The sequence below is a fragment of the Paraburkholderia sp. FT54 genome, assembly GCF_031585635.1.
Taxonomy (GTDB): domain Bacteria; phylum Pseudomonadota; class Gammaproteobacteria; order Burkholderiales; family Burkholderiaceae; genus Paraburkholderia.
In genome coordinates this window covers 101,245-119,253 of record NZ_CP134198.1, presented here as the reverse complement: position 1 = coordinate 119,253, position 18,009 = coordinate 101,245, and the positions used below count along the sequence as shown (strand labels likewise).

The following is an 18,009-nucleotide window of genomic DNA, read 5'->3' as shown; positions in this document are numbered from 1 at the left end:
TAACAATCATTGATTTGCGCACGAGGCGATGGGCGAACAATTAGACGATCTTCCCCTCCCGGAACGAAGGGCTCTCGCATTTGAACTTCTGCTGAGAGGCGAAGGGATCAGCGAAGTATCAAGGAAAGCTCGGTTGAGCCTTCCAACCGTGAGCAAATACAAGAACCTGATCGAGACGGGTGGCCACGAGGCCTTTGCTCGCCTTCGCGTCAACGGCGGCGCCCCGCGACTGGATGATGCTGCGCAGAGCTGGCTCGTCAGCGCGATCAAACACTCCCCCGGCCTTCACGGCTATCCGGGACCGACCTGGACCATAAGCCAGCTGCGCGAGGTGATCTTTCAGCGCCTAGGCGTCCGGTTTTCGGCCTCGCATGTTGGCCACCTGGTCCGGAGTTATGGCCTTGCGTACCGGCTCGGCTATTCGCCGTCAAACAAGGCGTCCCCCGAGACGGCGCAGAAGTCTCAGGGCGGCGTCTGGGCTGCCCGCCGAATGCTCGCTGCGAAGATGCTGATGAATGGAGACAGTGTCGAACTCGTGGCCAAAACTCTCAACATCGGCGTGCCCACGGTCCGGAAATACAGCTCTATGTTGAGCGCTGGCCAAACCGGCGCCATTGAACGGCTGACGCCAGCCGGGCGAGCGCCGACTCTTTCCGCCCGAGAGCTTGACTGGCTACGCGGCCGACTGGAAGGCAGTCCGACGACATACGGTTACGAGACTGAACTGTGGAGAGCCGGGGACGTTCAGAAGGAGATCAAGGAAAAGTTCGGCGTGTACCACTCACACGGCCACGTGAGAAGGATCGTCGGAAAGCTCGGTCTGGAGCACAGGATGCGGCCGCCAAAGCAGCGCACGGAGAAGAAGCGGCTTACGATCAATGATGAAATGCTGGCATGGGTCGCCGCTACCCTCAAGGAATCACCGCGCCTCCACGGCATAGCTGCTGATTTTTGGACAAACGCGCGATTGCGCACGGTAATTCGCCAGCGGGCGGGCGTCGACTACACTCGCGGATATATCTTGAAGATCGCAATCCGTGCCGGAGTTGCAGATCTACTTACAAAACGCCGTAGCTGACAGTTAATTTTGAACTTGGCCGCATCGTCATGTTTGATCGTGGCGGCAGCGTCGATGCCTTGTAACATCTTTCGAGATGTCCGCTTTGCTGAAGGGTCCAGCCGGTCAGATGTGGTCGTAATGCGGCGGGACTGGGTCGAGCTTGTGTGAAAACACGCCGATCGCCTACACTGGATCGACTCATTCAGCATGGGTGACCGGATGAAGCGATTTATAGAAGGTGAAGATCGCAAGCAGATGACGCTGCTTCCGGAGTGTCTCGATGACTTCGTCGCAGAGGACAACCCGGTCAGGATTATCGAGGCGTTTGTAGAAGAGCTTGACCTTGCATCACTGGGCTTCGATGGAGCAATGCCGTCGACTACAGGTCGCCCGTCCTATCATCCAGCAGTGCTGCTGAAGATCTATATCTACGGCTACCTGAACCGGGTGCAATCGAGTCGGCGTCTTGAGCGCGAATGCCAGCGCAATGTTGAGTTGATGTGGCTGACGGGCCGCCTGGCGCCGGACTTCAAGACCATAGCTGACTTTCGTCGTGACAACGGCGTCGGCATTCGCAACGTGTGTCGCCGCTTCGTGATGCTGTGCCGTGAGCTGAAGCTGTTCTCGCAAGCGCTGGTCGCCATTGACGGCAGCAAGTTCAAGGCAGTCAATACGCGCGATCGCAACTTCACCGAGGGTAAGGTCGACAAGCGCCAGAAGCAGATCGAGGAGAGTATCCAGCGATATCTGAACGCGCTGGAGACTGCCGATCGTACGCAACCCGCTGAGCTGGAAGCGAAGACGACCCGATTGCAGGACAAGATCGCGCGCTTACGCGAGCAGATGCGAAACCTCGATCAGATCAAGCAGCAACTCAAGACGCAGCCTGATGGCCAACTCTCGATGACTGATCCCGACGCGCGCTCCATGGCGACGAGCGGCAAAGGCTCGGGAATGGTGGGCTACAACGTGCAGGTGGCCGTTGACGCCAAACACCACCTCATCGTGGCTCACGAGGTCACAAACTCTGGCAGTGACCGGGCGCAGCTTAGCCCCATAGCAAAAGCTGCGCGCGACGCGATGGGTAAGACCAGACTGCGGGCCGTCGCCGATCGTGGCTACTACAGTGGGCCGGTTCTGTCGCAGTAAGGAAATTAGAAAGAAGCAGGGCTAAACGATTAGGAATACTTATTTTGCAAGATCGCAGAACTGCTCAGCGACTGAACGATGCCGTCCATCGTCACTCTTCATCTGCCCTTTCGCTATCATGTGCATGAGTTCGATGCCGCCTAAAATGATGCGGGCACGACGAAAGCTCTTGAATCCTAGCATTGGTCGTACGATGCGTTTGATCGCCCGATGGTCCTGCTCCACCACGTTGTTCAGATACTTCGATTGTCGAATTTTGATCGGCACTTCGCGATCAGCATTGATCGCATTTAGCCCTGCTAGATTCGCCCCGCTCTTGTCGATCGTCACCGTCTCCGGTACGCCGTTTCCACCGATCGCCTTTTCGAAATAGCGCCGGGCCGCTGCCTTGTCTCGCTTGGCGCAGAACAGGAAATCAACTGTGTCGCCAGCCTTATCGACGGCCCGATACAAGTACTTCCATTCGCCCTTGACCTTGATATAGGTCTCATCCATTCTCCAGCTTCGACCGACCTTTTTCTTGCACGGTCCGAATGTCTTGCCGAGCGCAGGCTGCGTATTTCGGACGAACGTGACCGGCCTTTTCGGGATGATGACCGGCGATTTCGGCAACGTGACCGGGCATTTCGGGAACGTGACCGAGCGGACCGGAAGGCAGGATTGGCGTTGCGCATGACATCAATCACGCGAGCTATGCTCGCCGGCTTTTGCCGGAGAGAGCATGCCCGCGCACCGGATGAACATGCGCATGATCAAGGACGTTTTACGACTTAAATTCGACGGTGGCTTCTCGCACGACCGGATCGCCGCGTCGCTGGGCATTTCCAAGGGCGTGGTCACGAAGTACGTCGGACTGGCGGGTGGGGGTGTCGATCGATGTTTCCGTGAAAGGCATCTGCCCGGTGACAAACACCCAACCGTCGCATTCGACAGCGTGACTAAACGGTGCAACAGGATCCGGCGCGCCCGCAATCATGTGGAACAGCGGCTTCATGGGATAAGCCTCCTTCAGAAAATAAGAGCAAGTCAAGCCAAACCAGAGCGGAGCGGAATGGCGCGAATGAATGGCACATCAATTGCTTTCAAAAGCCATGGTGTCAGGAGTCTGGAAGTGGAAATAGAGAAATTTACAACTGAATCGTATCCAGTCAATCAGCGGGCCCACGTCTGGCGGGAGGCGCTTAAGCCGCACAGATTGTCTCCGACCGTCGCAACGTCCACCGCCGTACCGTTGTACGGCCAACTGACCGCGAGGCGCACCGCGCGTGGTGCCGGCATGGTGCGTATCGCCTCGTCGCCGCAGACCCTGGCGCGCGTGCACGCAATCGAGGAAACCGAGGACAGCATCTGGCTGGCTCTGCACCAGACTGGGCACGGGATGTTCCATGACGGGGAGCGCTCGGTGGAATTGAATCCCGGTGATATCGTTTTTGGGCCTGCACATTGCACGGTTGATCTGCTTTTCCACTCTGATTTTCGCCAGTTCCAGATTTCGCTACCCAGCGCTTCGCTCCAGGCAAGGCTGCCCGGTGCCCGAGGGCTGTCGTCCGCGCATCTGTCGGGGCGCGCTGGTTTGGGCCGCCTGCTGGGCGGCACGTTGTCGGGGTTGGCCGACGCCTTCGATACGTTGAACGACGGTCAGGTCGCCAGCGTCGAGAACTCGCTTTTCAACTATCTGGCCAGCAGCCTCACCACCCGCGGCAGCAATGCCGGCCCGGCTATCAGCAACACACAGGCCGCCGCACTGCACCGCGTCTGCCAGTTCATCGAGCACGCGCTGAGCGATTCGGATTTGTCGCTCGCTACCGTGGCGGCTAGCCAGAACATGTCGGCGCGACTTGTGCAGAAATTGTTCGAAGGTGCCGGCCAGACTTTCACCGCCTACCTGCGCCAGCGCCGGCTCGAACGTTGCCGATCCGATCTCTTCAATCGTCAATACGGTCACCTCTCTATTTCCGACATTTGCTTCCGCTGGGGCTTCAACGACGCCGCGCATTTCAGCCACGCCTTTCGTGATCGCTATGGAATGTCACCGCGTCAATACCGCCGGCAGGCTGCCGAGGTCAGCGAACAGAAACTGCGCAAGCGCATTCAGCGCGGCTGGCCGTCGGGCTATTTCGAGCCTCATGCCGATACGGTCGGGCTCAAGGGCAACGCCGACGCGCCAGACGACACAACCGGTGCGCACTTGCGCGGGCGTCCCCACCATGCCGCCACGGCGGCGCCCTCCGGACGTCACTATCATTTGCCGGCGACGCCGGAAACGATCCATTGGGGTTATTTCAGCCGCGATATCGCGCCGGTGCTGACGATCGATTCCGGCGACATCGTCACCATCGAAACCTTGACCCAGCACGCGTACGACGATTACGACCGCATGATCAAAGGCGACTCTGGCGCCGAAGGCGTGTTTCACTGGACTCGCGAGCGCAAGGCAGTCGCGCGCCGCGGTGCCGGGCCGGCCAATGCGTCGATATACGGGCGCGGCAGCGGCGAGGGCTTCGGCGTGCACATTTGCACAGGTCCGATCGGTGTGAGCGGCGCCCAGCCCGGCGACGTGATCGAAGTGCGCATCCTCGACATTGCGCCGCGGCTGGCCGCCAACGCGAAGTACGAGGGCCGCGCTTTCGGCAGTAATGTTGCGGCCTGGTGGGGCTTTCAGTACGAAGATCTGCTCGATGAACCGAAGCCACGCGAAGTCGTGACGATCTACGAGGTCAATTGCGGCGCAGGACAGAATTGCGCTCACGCGGTCTACAACTATCGCTGGACATCGCAGCGCGATCCGGATGGCGTAGAGCATCCTACGATCGACTATCCGGGTGTCCCGGTCGATCGCACGTCGATTGTCGAGAATCACGGCGTGCTCGATGGCGTGACGATCCCGGTGAGGCCGCATTTCGGCATGGTTACGCTGGCGCCGCCGGAAACCGGCTTCGTCGATTCGGTTCCGCCTTCCCACTTCGGCGGCAATCTCGACAACTGGCGCGTCGCCAAAGGTGCCACGCTCTATCTGCGCGTTGCCGCTGAAGGCGGTCTGCTTTCGGTCGGCGATCCTCATGCATCGCAAGGCGACAGCGAACTGTGCGGTACAGCGATCGAGTGCTCTCTCACCGGGGTATTCCAGATCATCCTGCACAAGGCTGAAGACCTCGCCGATGAACCGTTTGCCGATATCGACTACCCGCTCATAGAGACGGCGGACGAATGGGTATTGCAAGGTTTCTCGCATTCGAACTATCTGAAAGAACTGGGCGACAGGGCGCGCAGCCTGATTTACGAAAATTCATCGCTCGATTCGGCGATGCGCGACGCGTTTCGCAAGACGCGGCGCTTTCTGATGACCGCATTCGGTTTCAACGAAGACGAAGCGATCTCGTTGATATCCGTTGCCGTGGACTTTGGCGTAACGCAGGTCGTCAACGGCAACTGGGGGGTGCATGCAGTCATCCGGAAGTCGATGTTCAGGCAACGGCTCGCGCGTATGCAGGCGGCCGGGCAACGTCATGGAGGTGCCACGTCCGCCTGACAAGTCCGCTTACCGTTCGGCGAACACGCTCTTGCGAATCGAGCCGTGCACCCCCCAGTTTGCGTCAACCACCTGCGTCACACCGAAATCGGCTGCAACCGAAAGCAGCGCGATGGCCTCATCCTCGCTGAGCTTGTGCACCTGCATCAGGAAGCGGCGTAACTTGCGGAACGCATCGCGCATCGCGTGATCGAGCGACGCGTGCTCGGCAACCGTAGTCTGTCCTTCGGGCCCAAGCGAGGCCAGATAGTTCGGGAACGTGAAACCATACATCGACCACAGTTCGTCGGTCTCGAGCATCGGGTGATCGAGACCTTCCAGAATCGTCCCTTCGAGCGTGCGCTTCTTGTGCAGGATGAATTCGAACTCGCCGGTCAATGAGGTTTCGATTGCCGTGCCGCCGAGTTCGCTATCCCCTTGTGCCGCGTGCGGATCGCCAACCGAGAAGTACGCGCCGGGCACGGCGACCGGGTAGTACATGCGTGCACCTTTTCCGGCGCGCCAGTCGTCTATGTTTCCGCCTGTATAGTTCGGCGGAGTGGAGCTGACATAGTCCGCCTCCGCTGGCGCCAGTCCCATCGTTCCGAAATGCAGGCGCGCCGGCACCTTGACGTCGCGCAGGACGTTCTCGCGCTTCGTGACGAGCTTATGGTCGACGCGCACGCCCGGATAGTCGATGTTTGGATGGACCACACCATCCGGGTCGGTCTGCGGCGTCCATACATAGTTGTACACTGCGCGTGCATACGGCTCGCCGGCAGTATCAAGCTCGAAAATCGTCACGACTTCGCGTGGCTTCGGCTCTTCGATCAGATCCCGGTAGTGAAATCCCCACGAAGCTGCTACATTTGAGCCGAAGCAGCGGCCCGTAAAACAGGCACTGCAGCTCGGCCGCGGTTTCACGTCGACGATACGCACTTCCAGAACATCGCCTGGCTCCGCCCCTTCAATAGCGACCGGGCCGGTCAACAGATGCACCCCCACGCCCTCGCCTTCGCCGTACTGGAAAATGCCGGTTGTTGGGCCAGCACCGCGACGCGCTACCGCCTTGTATTCACGTGTCCACGCAAACACCGACTCGGCGCCCGGGTCGCCTTCGATCATGCGTTCGTAGTCGTCGTTGGCGTGATGCGTGAGCGTCTCGATCGTTACGCGGTCGCCGGAGCGCACTGTCAACGCCGGCGCAACGACCTTGCTGAAATAGCCCCAGTGCACGGTTTGCTGCGAAACCCGCAAAGTGTGATGCTTCATAGTCGAATCTTTCAATAAGGGACGGCCCATTGCTACTCGGCCGTCGTTACACTAAGGAAACGCGCTGTTTGCGGATGCTTGGGACTGGCCAGGACCTGCCTCGCCGGACCGCTTTCGAGGATGCGGCCATCGGCAAGGAAGACCACCCGATCGGCCACCTCTGCCGCAAAGCGCAACTGATGGGTCGAAATGATCATCGTCAGCCCGTCTTCACGCGCCAGCTTGCCGATCACATCGAGCACCTCGTTGACCCGCTCCGGATCGAGCGCCGATGTCGGCTCGTCGAGCAGCAGTACGCTCGGATTGGGCGCAAGCGCGCGCGCGATCGCTACGCGCTGCTGCTGGCCGCCCGACATGTGCCGCGGCAACGCGTCAGCACGGTGCGACAGGCCGACCCGCGCGAGCAACTCGAGCGCCCGAGCCTCGGCCTTCTCCCGAGACCATCCGTGCACCCAACGCAGCGGACCGGCAATGTTTTCGCGCGCGCTCAGGTGAGCGAACAGATTGAACTGCTGGAACACCATGCCCACGCCAAGGCTTGCCCGCTCCCGAGCCAGATCCGCAGGCCCCATCAACTGGCCGTCGGCCCGATATCCCAGACGCTTGCCTCGCACGTGAATCTGGCCGGCGTCCCAGTTTTCAAGGTGGTTAATGCAGCGCAACAGCGTGCTCTTTCCCGAACCGCTTGGACCAAGCAATGCCACCACTTCGCCCGCAGACACCGTGAGGTTCAGATCGGCCAGGACGGTTTGCGCACCGTACACCTTGCTCAATCCATTCACGCGCACGACCATAGGTGCTTGCGCGATTCGTTCCGCCCGTACGGCGGCCGCCTCTTGCGGCGCGCTCGCGGACGGTGCCGCAACTTCCTCGACAGGTTCCGCAATTGCCACTGGCGCGACTGGCGTCCCGGTGGACCGCACTGCGCGCCGTAACGGGAACCAGCGGGCCAGACCGTGTACGCTGGCGTGCCGGTCGAGATCGAAACGCGCCTCCACCATGACCTGCAGCACGCCGAGCAGACCCGTAAGCACGAGATACATCAACCCCGAGGCAAAGAAGATCGAAAAGAAGTCGAACGTCGACGAGGCCAACTGCGTGCTTCGCAACGTCAGCTCCTGCACTGCGATTACCGACGCCAGTGACGAGTTCTTCAACGTTGTGACCGCCTCGTTGCCAAGCGCGGGGATCATGGCGCGCAACGCCTGCGGCGCGACGACACGGCGCATCAGCACGCCCGGCGTCATGCCGAGGGCCTGCCCCGCCACCTGTTGGCCACGGTCGACTCCGAGCACGCCTGCACGCAGCATCTCCGCAATGAAAGTCGCTTCATTGAAGGCCAGCGCAACCCCCGCCGCCAGCAAGCCTGGCAAACGGATGCCGAGAAACGGCAGCGCATCGTAGAAGAACACCATCTGCAAAATCAGCGGCGTGCCGCGAAACACCACGGAATATCCGCGCGCAAGCCCAGCAGCAACACGAAAGCGGCTGAGCTGCATCCCGGCAAGCAGCACTCCGAGCAGGAGGCCACCGGCGAGGCCGATGCCCGTTGCGGCCAGGGTGAACTCGATACCCCTGAGCAAGTACCCCAGCGTCAGGTAATGAAGAAACAGTGCCATTTCACTTCGCCAGAACCAGATGCGGGGCCTCGAGATTTTCGACCGGCATGTTGTTCTTCTTCAGCATCGCGGTTTGAACACCCGACTTTTGCAGCACGTTCAGCGCATCAATGATCGCGGCACGCATTTGCAGATCACCCTTGGGCACGGCGATGCCGACCGAGTACGGGATCGTGACGGCGGTCGCTTTCTCGAGCTTTGTCGGATATGCCTTGACCGCGCCGTCGACGGTATTCACATCGTTGATGTAGGTATCGGCACGGCCGGCCAGAATCGCCTCGATCGCGCTTTGATTGTTGTCGTAAAGTTGCACCTGCGCTTCGTCCTTGCTCTGCGCCTTGCAGGTCGCCGCCAACCCCTGGATCAACGGTACCTCGACATAGCCAGTGTTCTCCGCGGCCGTCGCATTACACAGCGAGGCGTTGATTCCTTTGATCTTCTTCGGATTCCCCTTTGCCACCAGCACGCCATCGAACACCTTCGAGTAGGTGATGAAGTCGGCCGCCTTGGCGCGCTCTTCGGTCGCGTAGATGTCGGAGATCACAAAGTCGGCCTGTTTAGCCTGCAACGTGGGCAACAGCGCAGCGAAGGCAACGGGTTTGTAGTCGACCTGGAAACCCAAACAAGCGCCGATCGTCTCGCCGAGATCGACATCGAAGCCGATGTACTTGTCCGGATTGGCCGGATCAACCGTTTCGTATCCGGGTGTATGCGGATTGATCGCGTTTATCAGCGTTTTACCCTTGAATTGCGGATATTTCGCTTGCAATGCGGAGCATTCCGCCGCGGGTGGCGTCAGCACTGCGGCGTGCGCGTGAGTGCACCACATCAGCGCAAATGCAGCGGCGCCGCAAGTGCCCGTCACGCTGCGGCGAATTCCGTCGAGCAATGCGCTCAAGCGCGCCATGCATCGACTTTGCACGGCAAAGACACTGTTCATAATTCGACTGCTCCTCACAAGAGCGGCCCCGGCAGACACCCTGTCCACCGTGCTCGACCGCGTGAGCGCAGTCTAGAAAGGACAAAAATACGGACTTGTCTAAGCGCGCATGATTCCTTGTACGGCGCATTGACGTGGGCGGACAAAAGGACGGCGACTTGAAGGCGCCGGATGTCGGGAACGTCTGGCTACACGGAGCCACCAGCGCACCATTTCGATGACGACCTTGTAATATCGCAGGCGTGCTGCGGTCATTCTCCGCATCCGAGAATGGGTCCATGGAAAGTTCAATTCCAACCCATGGAATGACCTAAGGCAACGCTGATTAAGGTCCACCGCCAAGCTACTTCGCGCGTTATAGGTTGGAGTTGATGAAGAAGGCGAAAAGGTATGAAGCAGCAGACGCTGGCGATGGCAGCCGATCAAGGTGCGGGTTTCGAGACACACCGCAAACGCACGCGGCGTGACGAGTTTCTCGACACGATGAACGCAATTACGCCCTGGGCTGAGTTGTGCGCGGTGGTCGAGCCGCATTACCCGAAGCGCGGCAACGGTCGCCCGCCGATTGGTCTGGAGCGCATGCTGCGCATCCACTTCATCCAGCACTGGTTCAATCTGGCGGACTTTGCCTGCGAGGAGGCGCTGTATGACAGCGCCAGCCTGCGTCGCTTTGCCGGGATCGACCTGGGCTGTGAAGCCGTACCCGACGCGACGACGCTGCTCAAATTCCGGCGCCTGCTTGAGACGCACAAACTGGGCGAGAAACTGTTTGCCGAAGTGGGCCGCACGCTTCAGGCCAGCGGCATGAAACTCAAGAGCGGCACGATCGTGGACGCCACGATCATCGGCGCGCCGGGCTCGACGAAGAATCAGCAGAAGGCGCGCGACCCGGAGATGCACCAGACCCGCAAAGGCAAGCAATGGTACTTCGGTGCGAAGCTGCATATCGGGGTGGACAGCCAGAGCGGCCTAGTTCACAGCGCGGTGCTCACGACGGCCAACGTGCATGACAAACATCCGTTGCCGCAACTGCTGCATGGACAGGAGCGGCGCGTCTATGGTGACAGCGCGTATGCCAGCCAGAAGGCGCTGATTCGCAGCAAGGCTGCCGGACGCCCAGGATTTCACGAATCAGCGCACGCGCCGCGCTGGCGGTAAGGTCGATGAGGTGCAGCATGGCAAGAACCGCAACAAGTCGGAGATCCGCGCGCGCGTGGAGCATGTCTTCGCGGTGGTCAAGATACTATGACAGGGCCGCGGAAGTAAGCCTCCTGGAGTAAAACGAGGATTCCGATACCCGTTTTCCGAGAGGAGTACGCAAATGAATGCGCCTCGCACAGCGCTTCACGGGCAGGATACAACCATCACCGGATCGCTGTATGTCGCCTTCGAACTGGGTGACAGGAGCTGGAAGCTTTCGCTAGGCGACGGGGTACGCGCGTCGAGCCTCTGCACAGCGGCCGCCCGCGATACGGCCGCAGTCTTCACGGCAATTGCGAAGGCCAAGGTGCGCTGTCATCTGGCCGCCGATGCTCCGGTGCGCAGCTGTTATGAAGCCGGGCGCGACGGTTTCTGGCTGCACCGCTGCTTGGAGGAACATCAGATCACGAACCTGGTGGTGGATTCGGCCAGTATCGAAGTGAACCGGCGCAGGCGCCGCGCCAAGACCGACCGTCTCGACAGCGACAAGCTGCTGTCGATGCTGATGCGTTACTACGCTGGTGAACGCCGGGTGTGGGCAGTCGCGCGCATCCCGACTCCCGAACAGGAAGATGACCGGCGGGTGCACCGTGAACTCGACCGCCTGCGGCAGGAGCGCACCGCCCACAGCAACCGAATCCGCTCGTTGCTCGTACTCCACAATCTGCGGGTCGAGCGCATCGGTGGGGGCGCGTGGACACACTGGTGGGCACAGCACGCCCCGCAACTGCTGCCGGGCCTGCGCGCCGAAATCGACCGCGAATGTGAGCGGCTATCGCTCGCTGCCAGGCAGATCAGGACGCTCGAGTCACAGCAGCAGCATGAGGTTCGCAGCGGCGCGCAACCCGTGATCGCGCTGCTCGCGCGCCTGGCAGGTATCGGCACCGGCAGCGCCTGGACCCTGGTCAGGGAACTGTTCGGCTGGCGGCAGTTTCACAACCGGCGCGAAGTGGCCGGCTGCCTGGGCCTGGCCCCGACGCCCTATGCCAGCGGTACCAGTGAAGTTGAACAGGGCATCAGCAAGATCGGCAACAGGCGGCCCCGATGGCTGATGGTGGAAATGGCCTGGAGCTGGCTGCGCTTCCAGCCCGCCAGCCAGCTAAGCCACTGGTTCAACGAGCGCTTCGCAGGCGGCGGCAAGCGTTTCCGACGCATTGGCATTGTGGCGCGTGCCAGACGTCTGGCGGTAGCGCTGTGGCGCTATCTGGAATTCGGCGAGATTCCCTCGGGGCAACCCTCAAGTCACCTGCCAGGAAGGTGCTGGCGACCTGAGCAGCCAACGTCGAACGACAACAGCATTGAAGGTTCAGCGCGCCCGGACAGTCGTTGGGTTACCCATCGGATAACCGTAGTTCAAGATGGGGCGCGTCCGTAATAGGGGTTGGTTCCAGCGCCTTGCGCATGCGGTATGTGGTGCCCGGCCTGGTGCCGGCACGGATAGAAGTTGGTCCGGTCAACTGTCCGGACTTCAGACACCCCGGCCTCGCTGCTGTAAAACGCTCGATTGATACATTGATACGGAGGAATCCAGAACATCCGATCAGGCAGGTTATCCACCGCCCAGCGTCGTGGTCGTAACAGGCGACCCGCCGGCCGGTCTGGGGATGACCCGTTTCGGTGGACGGTTACGTAGTTGAATTTTGAGCGGATAGGTTACCTCCGTTTGAAGCGGTGCTGCGAGTTGTCCACGGCCGGTCGGCGGGTCGTCTGTCACGACCACGACGCCGGCCGGCGGTGGACAACTCGCATGTGGATGAGCTCGGTTTTTGCGCCACATGCAGCTGTTCGTAAATAACCGGCGAACGATAGCCGAGCCCGCTGTGAAGGCGAAGCGGGTTGTACCACGCCTCCAGGAAGTGGAAGATCTCGCGCCGTGCCTGTTCATGCGTGGCGAAGTGCGAGCGCGCCAGCAGCTCGCATTCAAGGCTGGCGAAAAAACTTTCGCACATGGCGTTGTCGAAACAGTCGCCAACGCTGCCCATGGACGGACGCACACCGGCCTCGCGGCAGCGTCGCCCGAATGCGATCGAGGTGTATTGGGCGGATTCAACCGGTCGTCGCAACACTAGATTATTGAACAGATTTTAGATACTCGTCCAGAGCTTCGGCAGGTGTCTTCCAGCCAAGTGTTTTCCGGGGTCTGGTATTCAGTGCATTGGCAACGGCCTGGATCTCTCGAGCGCTCCACCTGGATAGGTCTGTGCCCTTTGGAAAGTATTGTCGCAGAAGGCCGTTCGTATTCTCGTTCGTGCCGCGTTGCCATGGACTGTGCGGGTCCGCGAAGAATACCTTTACCCCGGACTCGACGGTGAAGCGGGCGTGATCGGATAGTTCCTTGCCACGATCCCAAGTCAATGACCGCCACAACTGGGCAGGCATGTCAGTCACGGTCTTCTTGAGCGCATTGGCCATCGTGACAGCTCCGTAGCCAGCCAGCGCGGGGCCGTTCTTCGTTCGGGGAGTCAACCCATAGCCTTTCTCCCGAGGCAGGTGCACGAGCATGGTGAAACGGCTTGATCTCTCCACCAGCGTCCCAATAGCAGATCGGTTCAGGCCGATGATCAGGTCACCCTCCCAATGCCCTGGCACGGCACGATCCTGCACTTCTGCAGGCCGGCTAGAGATCATCACATCCTCGCTAACGTGCGCCCAAGCCTTGGCTTGTGCCCTGGCTCTCGGTACGCGCAACGCCCGCCCTGTGCGAAGACAGCTGACCAGTTCGCGCTTGAGGGCACCTCGGCTCTGGATATAGAGAGCCGAGGTGCCCTCAAGCGCGAACTGAGAGAATAGCATTAAGTGTGCGATTCACAGACATTAAGCAGCCGCTGTTACCGGCAGCGCAAAGGACTGAACAATTGGACGCAGAACTCGCACCAGCCAACGCGGGTAAGCGAGAAGATCATGCGCCGTTTCAAATCAGCGCGTCATTTGCAACGCTTTACGTCGATCCAACGACTAGGTGGCAAACCTGTTCATGCACTGCCGCTACAACGCGAACGCGCAAGACAAGCGGCGGGCGCGCACGCAGGCTTTATGAAGCGTGGGAAGCCGTGACTGGCAACTCAATGCTGGATCGCCTCGTCTAATAACTTCGGCTGACAGAATCGCTCAGTTGCTGCCGCATCGCTGGGCACCCGCCACTGCCAGATCGGCTGCTGGGTGTTGTGCATCTGTCGCAAATTGCTCCAACTGCTCAACGCTCAATTTCGTTGGAATCGCTCGCTCGCGTTGACTTCCAGCCATCCGTAACATCCACAAATCCGGACTTTAACCGGTCCAGCCGCGCATACAACCGAATCCAGCCCTGATGCGGCTCGCAGGCCAAGTTGCCGACAGCGGGCTGACGGCTAACGCTCCTCAGATTTCGGTAATGCGCAACAGGTTGGTTGTGCCGGCCTCGCCAAACGGCATGCCTGCCGCAATGGCAACCTGATCGCCCTTACGGACCATACCTTCCCGGATGGCAATCCCGCGTGCGGCGCTGACCATTTCATCGATTGATTCGATGTCCGCACTGACGGTCGAATGGACGCCCCAAACGAGCGACAGGCGCCGTGCCGTAGAAAGCCGGGGCGCAATGCTCAGAATTGGCGCCAACGGGCGCTGCCGTGCCGCCCGCAGGCTGGTGAAGCCGGACGTGGTATAGGTGATCGTGGCCGCCGCACAGATGGTCTGCGTGACATTGCGCAGCGCCGCGCAGATCGCGTCGCCCCGCGTTGGAAGGGGGAGCTCCTGATGCGCGTCGATGAGGCTCCGATACAGGGGATCGCGCTCGGCTTCGCCGATGATCCGGTTCATGATGGCGACTGCCGGGACCGGATAGTTGCCGCTGGCGGACTCCGCCGACAGCATCACCGCGTCCGCTCCGTCGTAGATCGCTGTCGCGACGTCAGATGCCTCGGCGCGGGTCGGCACCGGCGCTGAAATCATCGATTCGAGCATCTGGGTTGCGACGATCACGGGCTTGCCGTGATCGCGGCACGAGTGAATGATTCGCTTCTGTACGCCCGGCACGCGCTCGGGCGGTAGCTCGACACCCAGGTCGCCACGCGCCACCATGATTGCATCGGAAACCTTGACGATTTCATCCAGCTGTTCGAGCGCCGCGGGCTTCTCGAGCTTCGCCATCAGCCACGCGCGCTCACCGACCCGCGCACGGGCATCGATCATGTCCTGAGGGCGTTGGACGAACGACAGGGCAATCCAGTCCGCTCCCAGGGACAGGGCAAATTCAAGATCGACCAGGTCCTTTGATGTCAGCGCCGGGATCGGCAAAATCGCGTCGGGTACGTTCACTCCTTTGCGGTCCGACAGCGCGCCACCGTGCGTGACGCGCGTGCGGATCGACTCACCGTCGCTGTCGAGCACTTCGAGTCGAAGCTTGCCATCATCAAGCAGCAACGATTGACCGGCCTTAACGACCTCGAACAACTCCGGGTGAGGCAGACAGACCCGCTCGGCATTGCCGGCAGCAGGGTTTCGGTCGAGTACGAATTGGGCACCAGGCGTCAGTATGACCTTGCCCCCCGCAAAAGCGCCGACCCGCAATTTCGGTCCCTGCATGTCGGCGAGGACCGCGATCGGCCGGCCGCACATGCGCTCGACCTCGCGCACGATTTCATACCGGCGTCGATGATCCTCGTGCGAACCATGGCTGAAGTTCAGGCGAAACACATCGACACCGGCGTCGAAGAGTGCGGTAATCGTTCGGAGGTCGGAGGTTGCAGGTCCGAGGGTTGCGACAATCTTGGCTTTTCGAAGGCGAGGCATGGGGGGCGTCAAAAATGGTGTGTGACGTTTTGATGAGAAGAGGGAGGCCCTAGGCAGCGTATGGCCTGCCCAGTCCGCTCACAACGATAGTTTTAGCGATCAGGTGCTGGCGATTTCGTGCCCGGACAGCAATTCGATCGCCCGGCACAGGGCCGAGTGGTCGAGCTGGCTCATGCCGTTCGCGGCGCAAGCGTTCATCAGCTCCTGCGCGGATGCGGTATGAGGCAAGGAAGCGCCAAGCGCCTTCGCGCCCTGCAAGGCGAGGTTGAGGTCCTTCTGGTGCAGTTCGATGCGGAAGCCCGGATCAAATGTGCGCTTGATCATCCGCTCCCCATGCACTTCGAGAATCCGCGACGCCGCGAAGCCGCCCATCAGTGCCTGGCGCACTTTCACCGGATCCGCGCCGGCCTTCGAGGCAAACAGCAACGCTTCTGACACCGCCTGAATGTTCAGGGCGACGATGATCTGATTCGCCACCTTCGTGGTCTGGCCATCGCCGTTACCGCCGACGAGCGTGATGTTCTTGCCCATCAGTTCAAACAGAGGCTTGACCTTGTCGAACACCGCCTGCGGACCGCCGACCATGATCGTCAGCGACGCGGCCTTTGCGCCCACTTCGCCACCCGATACCGGTGCATCGAGGTACTGGCTGCCAAGCGCGTTGATTCGCCTGGCGAACTCCTTCGTCGCAATCGGCGAAATCGAGCTCATGTCGACCACGATCTTGTTCTCGCCGAGCCCCGTCGCCACGCCATCGTCGGCGAACAGCACGGCTTCGACGTGCGGTGTGTCGGGCACCATCACGATCACGATCTCACTCTCGCGCGCGACCTCCTCACCGGAGCGGCAGACCTTGCCGCCAGCCGACACGAGTGCGTCAGGCACCGGATTGCGGTCGTGCAGGAACAGCTGGTGACCGCCTTTTTGCAGGTTGGCCGCCATCGGGGCGCCCATGATGCCGAGGCCGACAAATCCTACTTTAGCCATAACTTCCTCTTCTGAATGATCAGGTTTTTCAATAGACTGGCACGAGCCAGTATTCATCGCAAAGTCACGCGAGCACCTCGGGGTTGACGCAGTTCTGTGGCCGCTCTCCCTTGAGAACACTGAGCACATTCCCGACTGCGATGTTACCCATCGCAATTCGCGTTTCGGTGGTGGCCGAGGCGATGTGCGGGACGACGACGACATTCTCGAGTGCCAACAGCCCTTCCTCGAGCTGCGGTTCGTTCTCGAACACATCCAGCCCCGCGCCCCAGATCACCTTTTCACGCAGCGCAGTGACGAGCGCGCGTTCGTCGATGAGCGGACCGCGCGCAGCATTGATCAGGACTGCGGTACGTTTCATCAGCGCGAATTCTCGTGCGCCGAGATAATGCTGCGTCTGCGGTAGCAGGGGCAGATGCAGCGACACGAAATCCGATTCGCGCAGGAGCGTTTCCTTGTCGACGAAGGTTGCACCCAGTTCATCCTCGAGTGCGCGATTCGGTTGCGCGTCGGTGTAGATGACTTGCATGTCGAACGCCTTCGCCTTGCGGGCGAATTTCGCGCCGATCCGCCCGAGGCCGGCCACGCCTAGCGTCTTGTGCTCGATATCCTGACCGATGAAGGCCATCGGCGCCCAGCCTTCCCAACGGCCCGCGCGCACATAACGCTCCGATTCGGAAATGCGGCGCGCGGTCGCGAGCAATAGCGCCCATGCGTGAGTCGCCGTTGCGTCGTCGAGCACGCCTGGAGTATTGGTCATCACGACCTTGCGCGCCGTGGCCGCTGCTACATCGAAGTTGTTGAACCCGACCGCGTAGTTTGCGAAGATCCGGCATTGCGGCCCGGCAGCATCGAGGACCGCGGCGTCGACTGTGTCGGTGAGCAGCGTGATAACCGCGTCGCGGCCACGCACAGCCGTGAGCAGTTCCTCACGCGTGAGCGCGCGGTCGTGCGGGTTGACTTCGACGTTGTGGATTGCTCGCAGCGCATCGATCGACTGCTGGGGGATCATTCGGGTGACGTAGATATTGGAGTGAGCCATGAATCGTTCTCTAATTGACATGTGGGAAAAACGGGTTAGCCAGCAAGACGCAGCAGCTCGGAGGCCACCTGTTCGGCTAGCGCCTGGTCGTCAGCCGGCGCTAGCCCGCTCACACCAACAGCGCCGAGCGGGCGGCCGTGCAGATCGGCAAGCAGCGCACCGCCGGGCAGTGCGGTGAGCAGCGGGTCGCAGAAGAACCCTATAGGCACGTCCTCGGACCTTAGCCGCTCAAGGAAAGCGACGGTGCTCACACCCATCCGGGTGCAGGTGTAAGCCTTCTGCTGCGCGAGCTGGATGCTGCGCACTGGCGCCCCATCCATCCGCGAGAACGCGATCAGAAACCCGAACGCGTCACACACCGACACGCAGACCGGCTTGCCATACGCATCGCTCGCAAGCGCGCTTGCAGCGGCAAGTAGCTTGTCCGCGAACTCTAGCGATAGACTCTGCATCCTCTCCTCT

At 60.8% G+C, this 18,009-nt stretch carries 11 protein-coding genes and 6 pseudogenes; 6 read left to right on the top strand and 11 right to left on the bottom strand.

The annotated features are described in order from the left end of the window. Positions 1-133 precede the first annotated feature (133 nt). Together RI103_RS37550 and RI103_RS37545 are read left to right on the top strand one after the other, a co-directional pair. Positions 134-1,078: a winged helix-turn-helix domain-containing protein gene (locus RI103_RS37550; protein WP_409077089.1), complete on the top strand. Its 945-nt coding sequence runs from the start codon at positions 134-136 to the stop codon at positions 1,076-1,078. Between the two features lie 201 nt (positions 1,079-1,279). Then, positions 1,280-2,191 (top strand): annotated as a pseudogene (locus RI103_RS37545) (IS1182 family transposase); the annotation flags it as partial. 57 nt (positions 2,192-2,248) lie between these two features. On the opposite strand, the pseudogene RI103_RS37540 reads toward RI103_RS37545, so the two are convergent. Continuing rightward, positions 2,249-2,761 (bottom strand): annotated as a pseudogene (locus tag RI103_RS37540) (IS6 family transposase); the annotation flags it as partial. Between the two features lie 211 nt (positions 2,762-2,972). Continuing rightward, a complete protein-coding gene (locus tag RI103_RS39855) occupies positions 2,973-3,203 on the bottom strand; it encodes a hypothetical protein (protein WP_409077103.1) in 231 nt (76 codons plus the stop codon). A 117-nt stretch (positions 3,204-3,320) separates the two neighbouring features. Here RI103_RS39855 and RI103_RS37530 point away from each other — a divergent pair, with 117 nt between their 5' ends. Further along, a complete protein-coding gene (locus tag RI103_RS37530) occupies positions 3,321-5,738 on the top strand; it encodes an acetamidase/formamidase family protein (RefSeq protein WP_409077095.1) in 2,418 nt (805 codons plus the stop codon). 9 nt (positions 5,739-5,747) lie between these two features. Here the strand turns inward: RI103_RS37530 and RI103_RS37525 are convergent, their stop codons facing one another. Genes RI103_RS37525 through RI103_RS37515 form a run of 3 tightly spaced genes read right to left on the bottom strand, consistent with a single transcriptional unit; the run spans position 5,748 to position 9,548 of the window. Further along, positions 5,748-6,989 (bottom strand): acetamidase/formamidase family protein, encoded by a 1,242-nt coding sequence (locus tag RI103_RS37525; protein ID WP_310819671.1) that lies wholly within the window; start codon positions 6,987-6,989, stop codon positions 5,748-5,750. A 32-nt stretch (positions 6,990-7,021) separates the two neighbouring features. Beyond that, positions 7,022-8,608, bottom strand: coding sequence for an amino acid ABC transporter permease/ATP-binding protein (locus tag RI103_RS37520; RefSeq protein ID WP_310819670.1), 1,587 nt, complete (start codon positions 8,606-8,608; stop codon positions 7,022-7,024). A 1-nt stretch (position 8,609) separates the two neighbouring features. Beyond that, entirely contained in the window at positions 8,610-9,548 is a 939-nt protein-coding gene (locus tag RI103_RS37515; protein ID WP_409077088.1) for an ABC transporter substrate-binding protein, read from the bottom strand. A gap of 390 nt (positions 9,549-9,938) precedes the next feature. Between RI103_RS37515 and RI103_RS37510 the strand changes: the two are divergent. Both RI103_RS37510 and RI103_RS37505 read left to right on the top strand, forming a co-directional pair. After that, positions 9,939-10,794, top strand: a pseudogene (locus tag RI103_RS37510) (IS5 family transposase); the annotation flags it as partial. A gap of 75 nt (positions 10,795-10,869) precedes the next feature. After that, entirely contained in the window at positions 10,870-12,123 is a 1,254-nt protein-coding gene (locus tag RI103_RS37505) for an IS110 family transposase (protein ID WP_310819669.1), read from the top strand. Positions 12,124-12,517: 394 nt separating this feature from the next. On the opposite strand, the pseudogene RI103_RS37500 reads toward RI103_RS37505, so the two are convergent. Next, a pseudogene (locus RI103_RS37500) lies at positions 12,518-12,814 on the bottom strand (transposase); the annotation flags it as partial. 4 nt (positions 12,815-12,818) lie between these two features. Further along, a pseudogene (locus tag RI103_RS37495) lies at positions 12,819-13,505 on the bottom strand (IS30 family transposase); the annotation flags it as partial. 72 nt (positions 13,506-13,577) lie between these two features. On the opposite strand from RI103_RS37495, the pseudogene RI103_RS37490 reads away from it, so the two are divergent. Then, positions 13,578-13,697 (top strand): annotated as a pseudogene (locus RI103_RS37490) (IS6 family transposase); the annotation flags it as partial. Between the two features lie 408 nt (positions 13,698-14,105). Here the strand turns inward: RI103_RS37490 and pyk are convergent. The 4 genes from pyk to RI103_RS37470 form a co-directional block, all read right to left on the bottom strand. Further along, on the bottom strand, positions 14,106-15,518 hold the full coding sequence (gene pyk, locus RI103_RS37485) for a pyruvate kinase (protein WP_310819668.1): 1,413 nt from the start codon (positions 15,516-15,518) through the stop codon (positions 14,106-14,108). Positions 15,519-15,617: 99 nt separating this feature from the next. Beyond that, positions 15,618-16,505 (bottom strand): 2-hydroxy-3-oxopropionate reductase, encoded by an 888-nt coding sequence (glxR, locus tag RI103_RS37480; protein WP_310819667.1) that lies wholly within the window; start codon positions 16,503-16,505, stop codon positions 15,618-15,620. Between the two features lie 64 nt (positions 16,506-16,569). Continuing rightward, positions 16,570-17,547: a D-glycerate dehydrogenase gene (locus RI103_RS37475; protein WP_310819665.1), complete on the bottom strand. Its 978-nt coding sequence runs from the start codon at positions 17,545-17,547 to the stop codon at positions 16,570-16,572. A 35-nt stretch (positions 17,548-17,582) separates the two neighbouring features. Continuing rightward, entirely contained in the window at positions 17,583-17,999 is a 417-nt protein-coding gene (locus RI103_RS37470; protein WP_310819664.1) for a heme-binding protein, read from the bottom strand. Between the last annotated feature and the right edge of the window lie 10 nt (positions 18,000-18,009).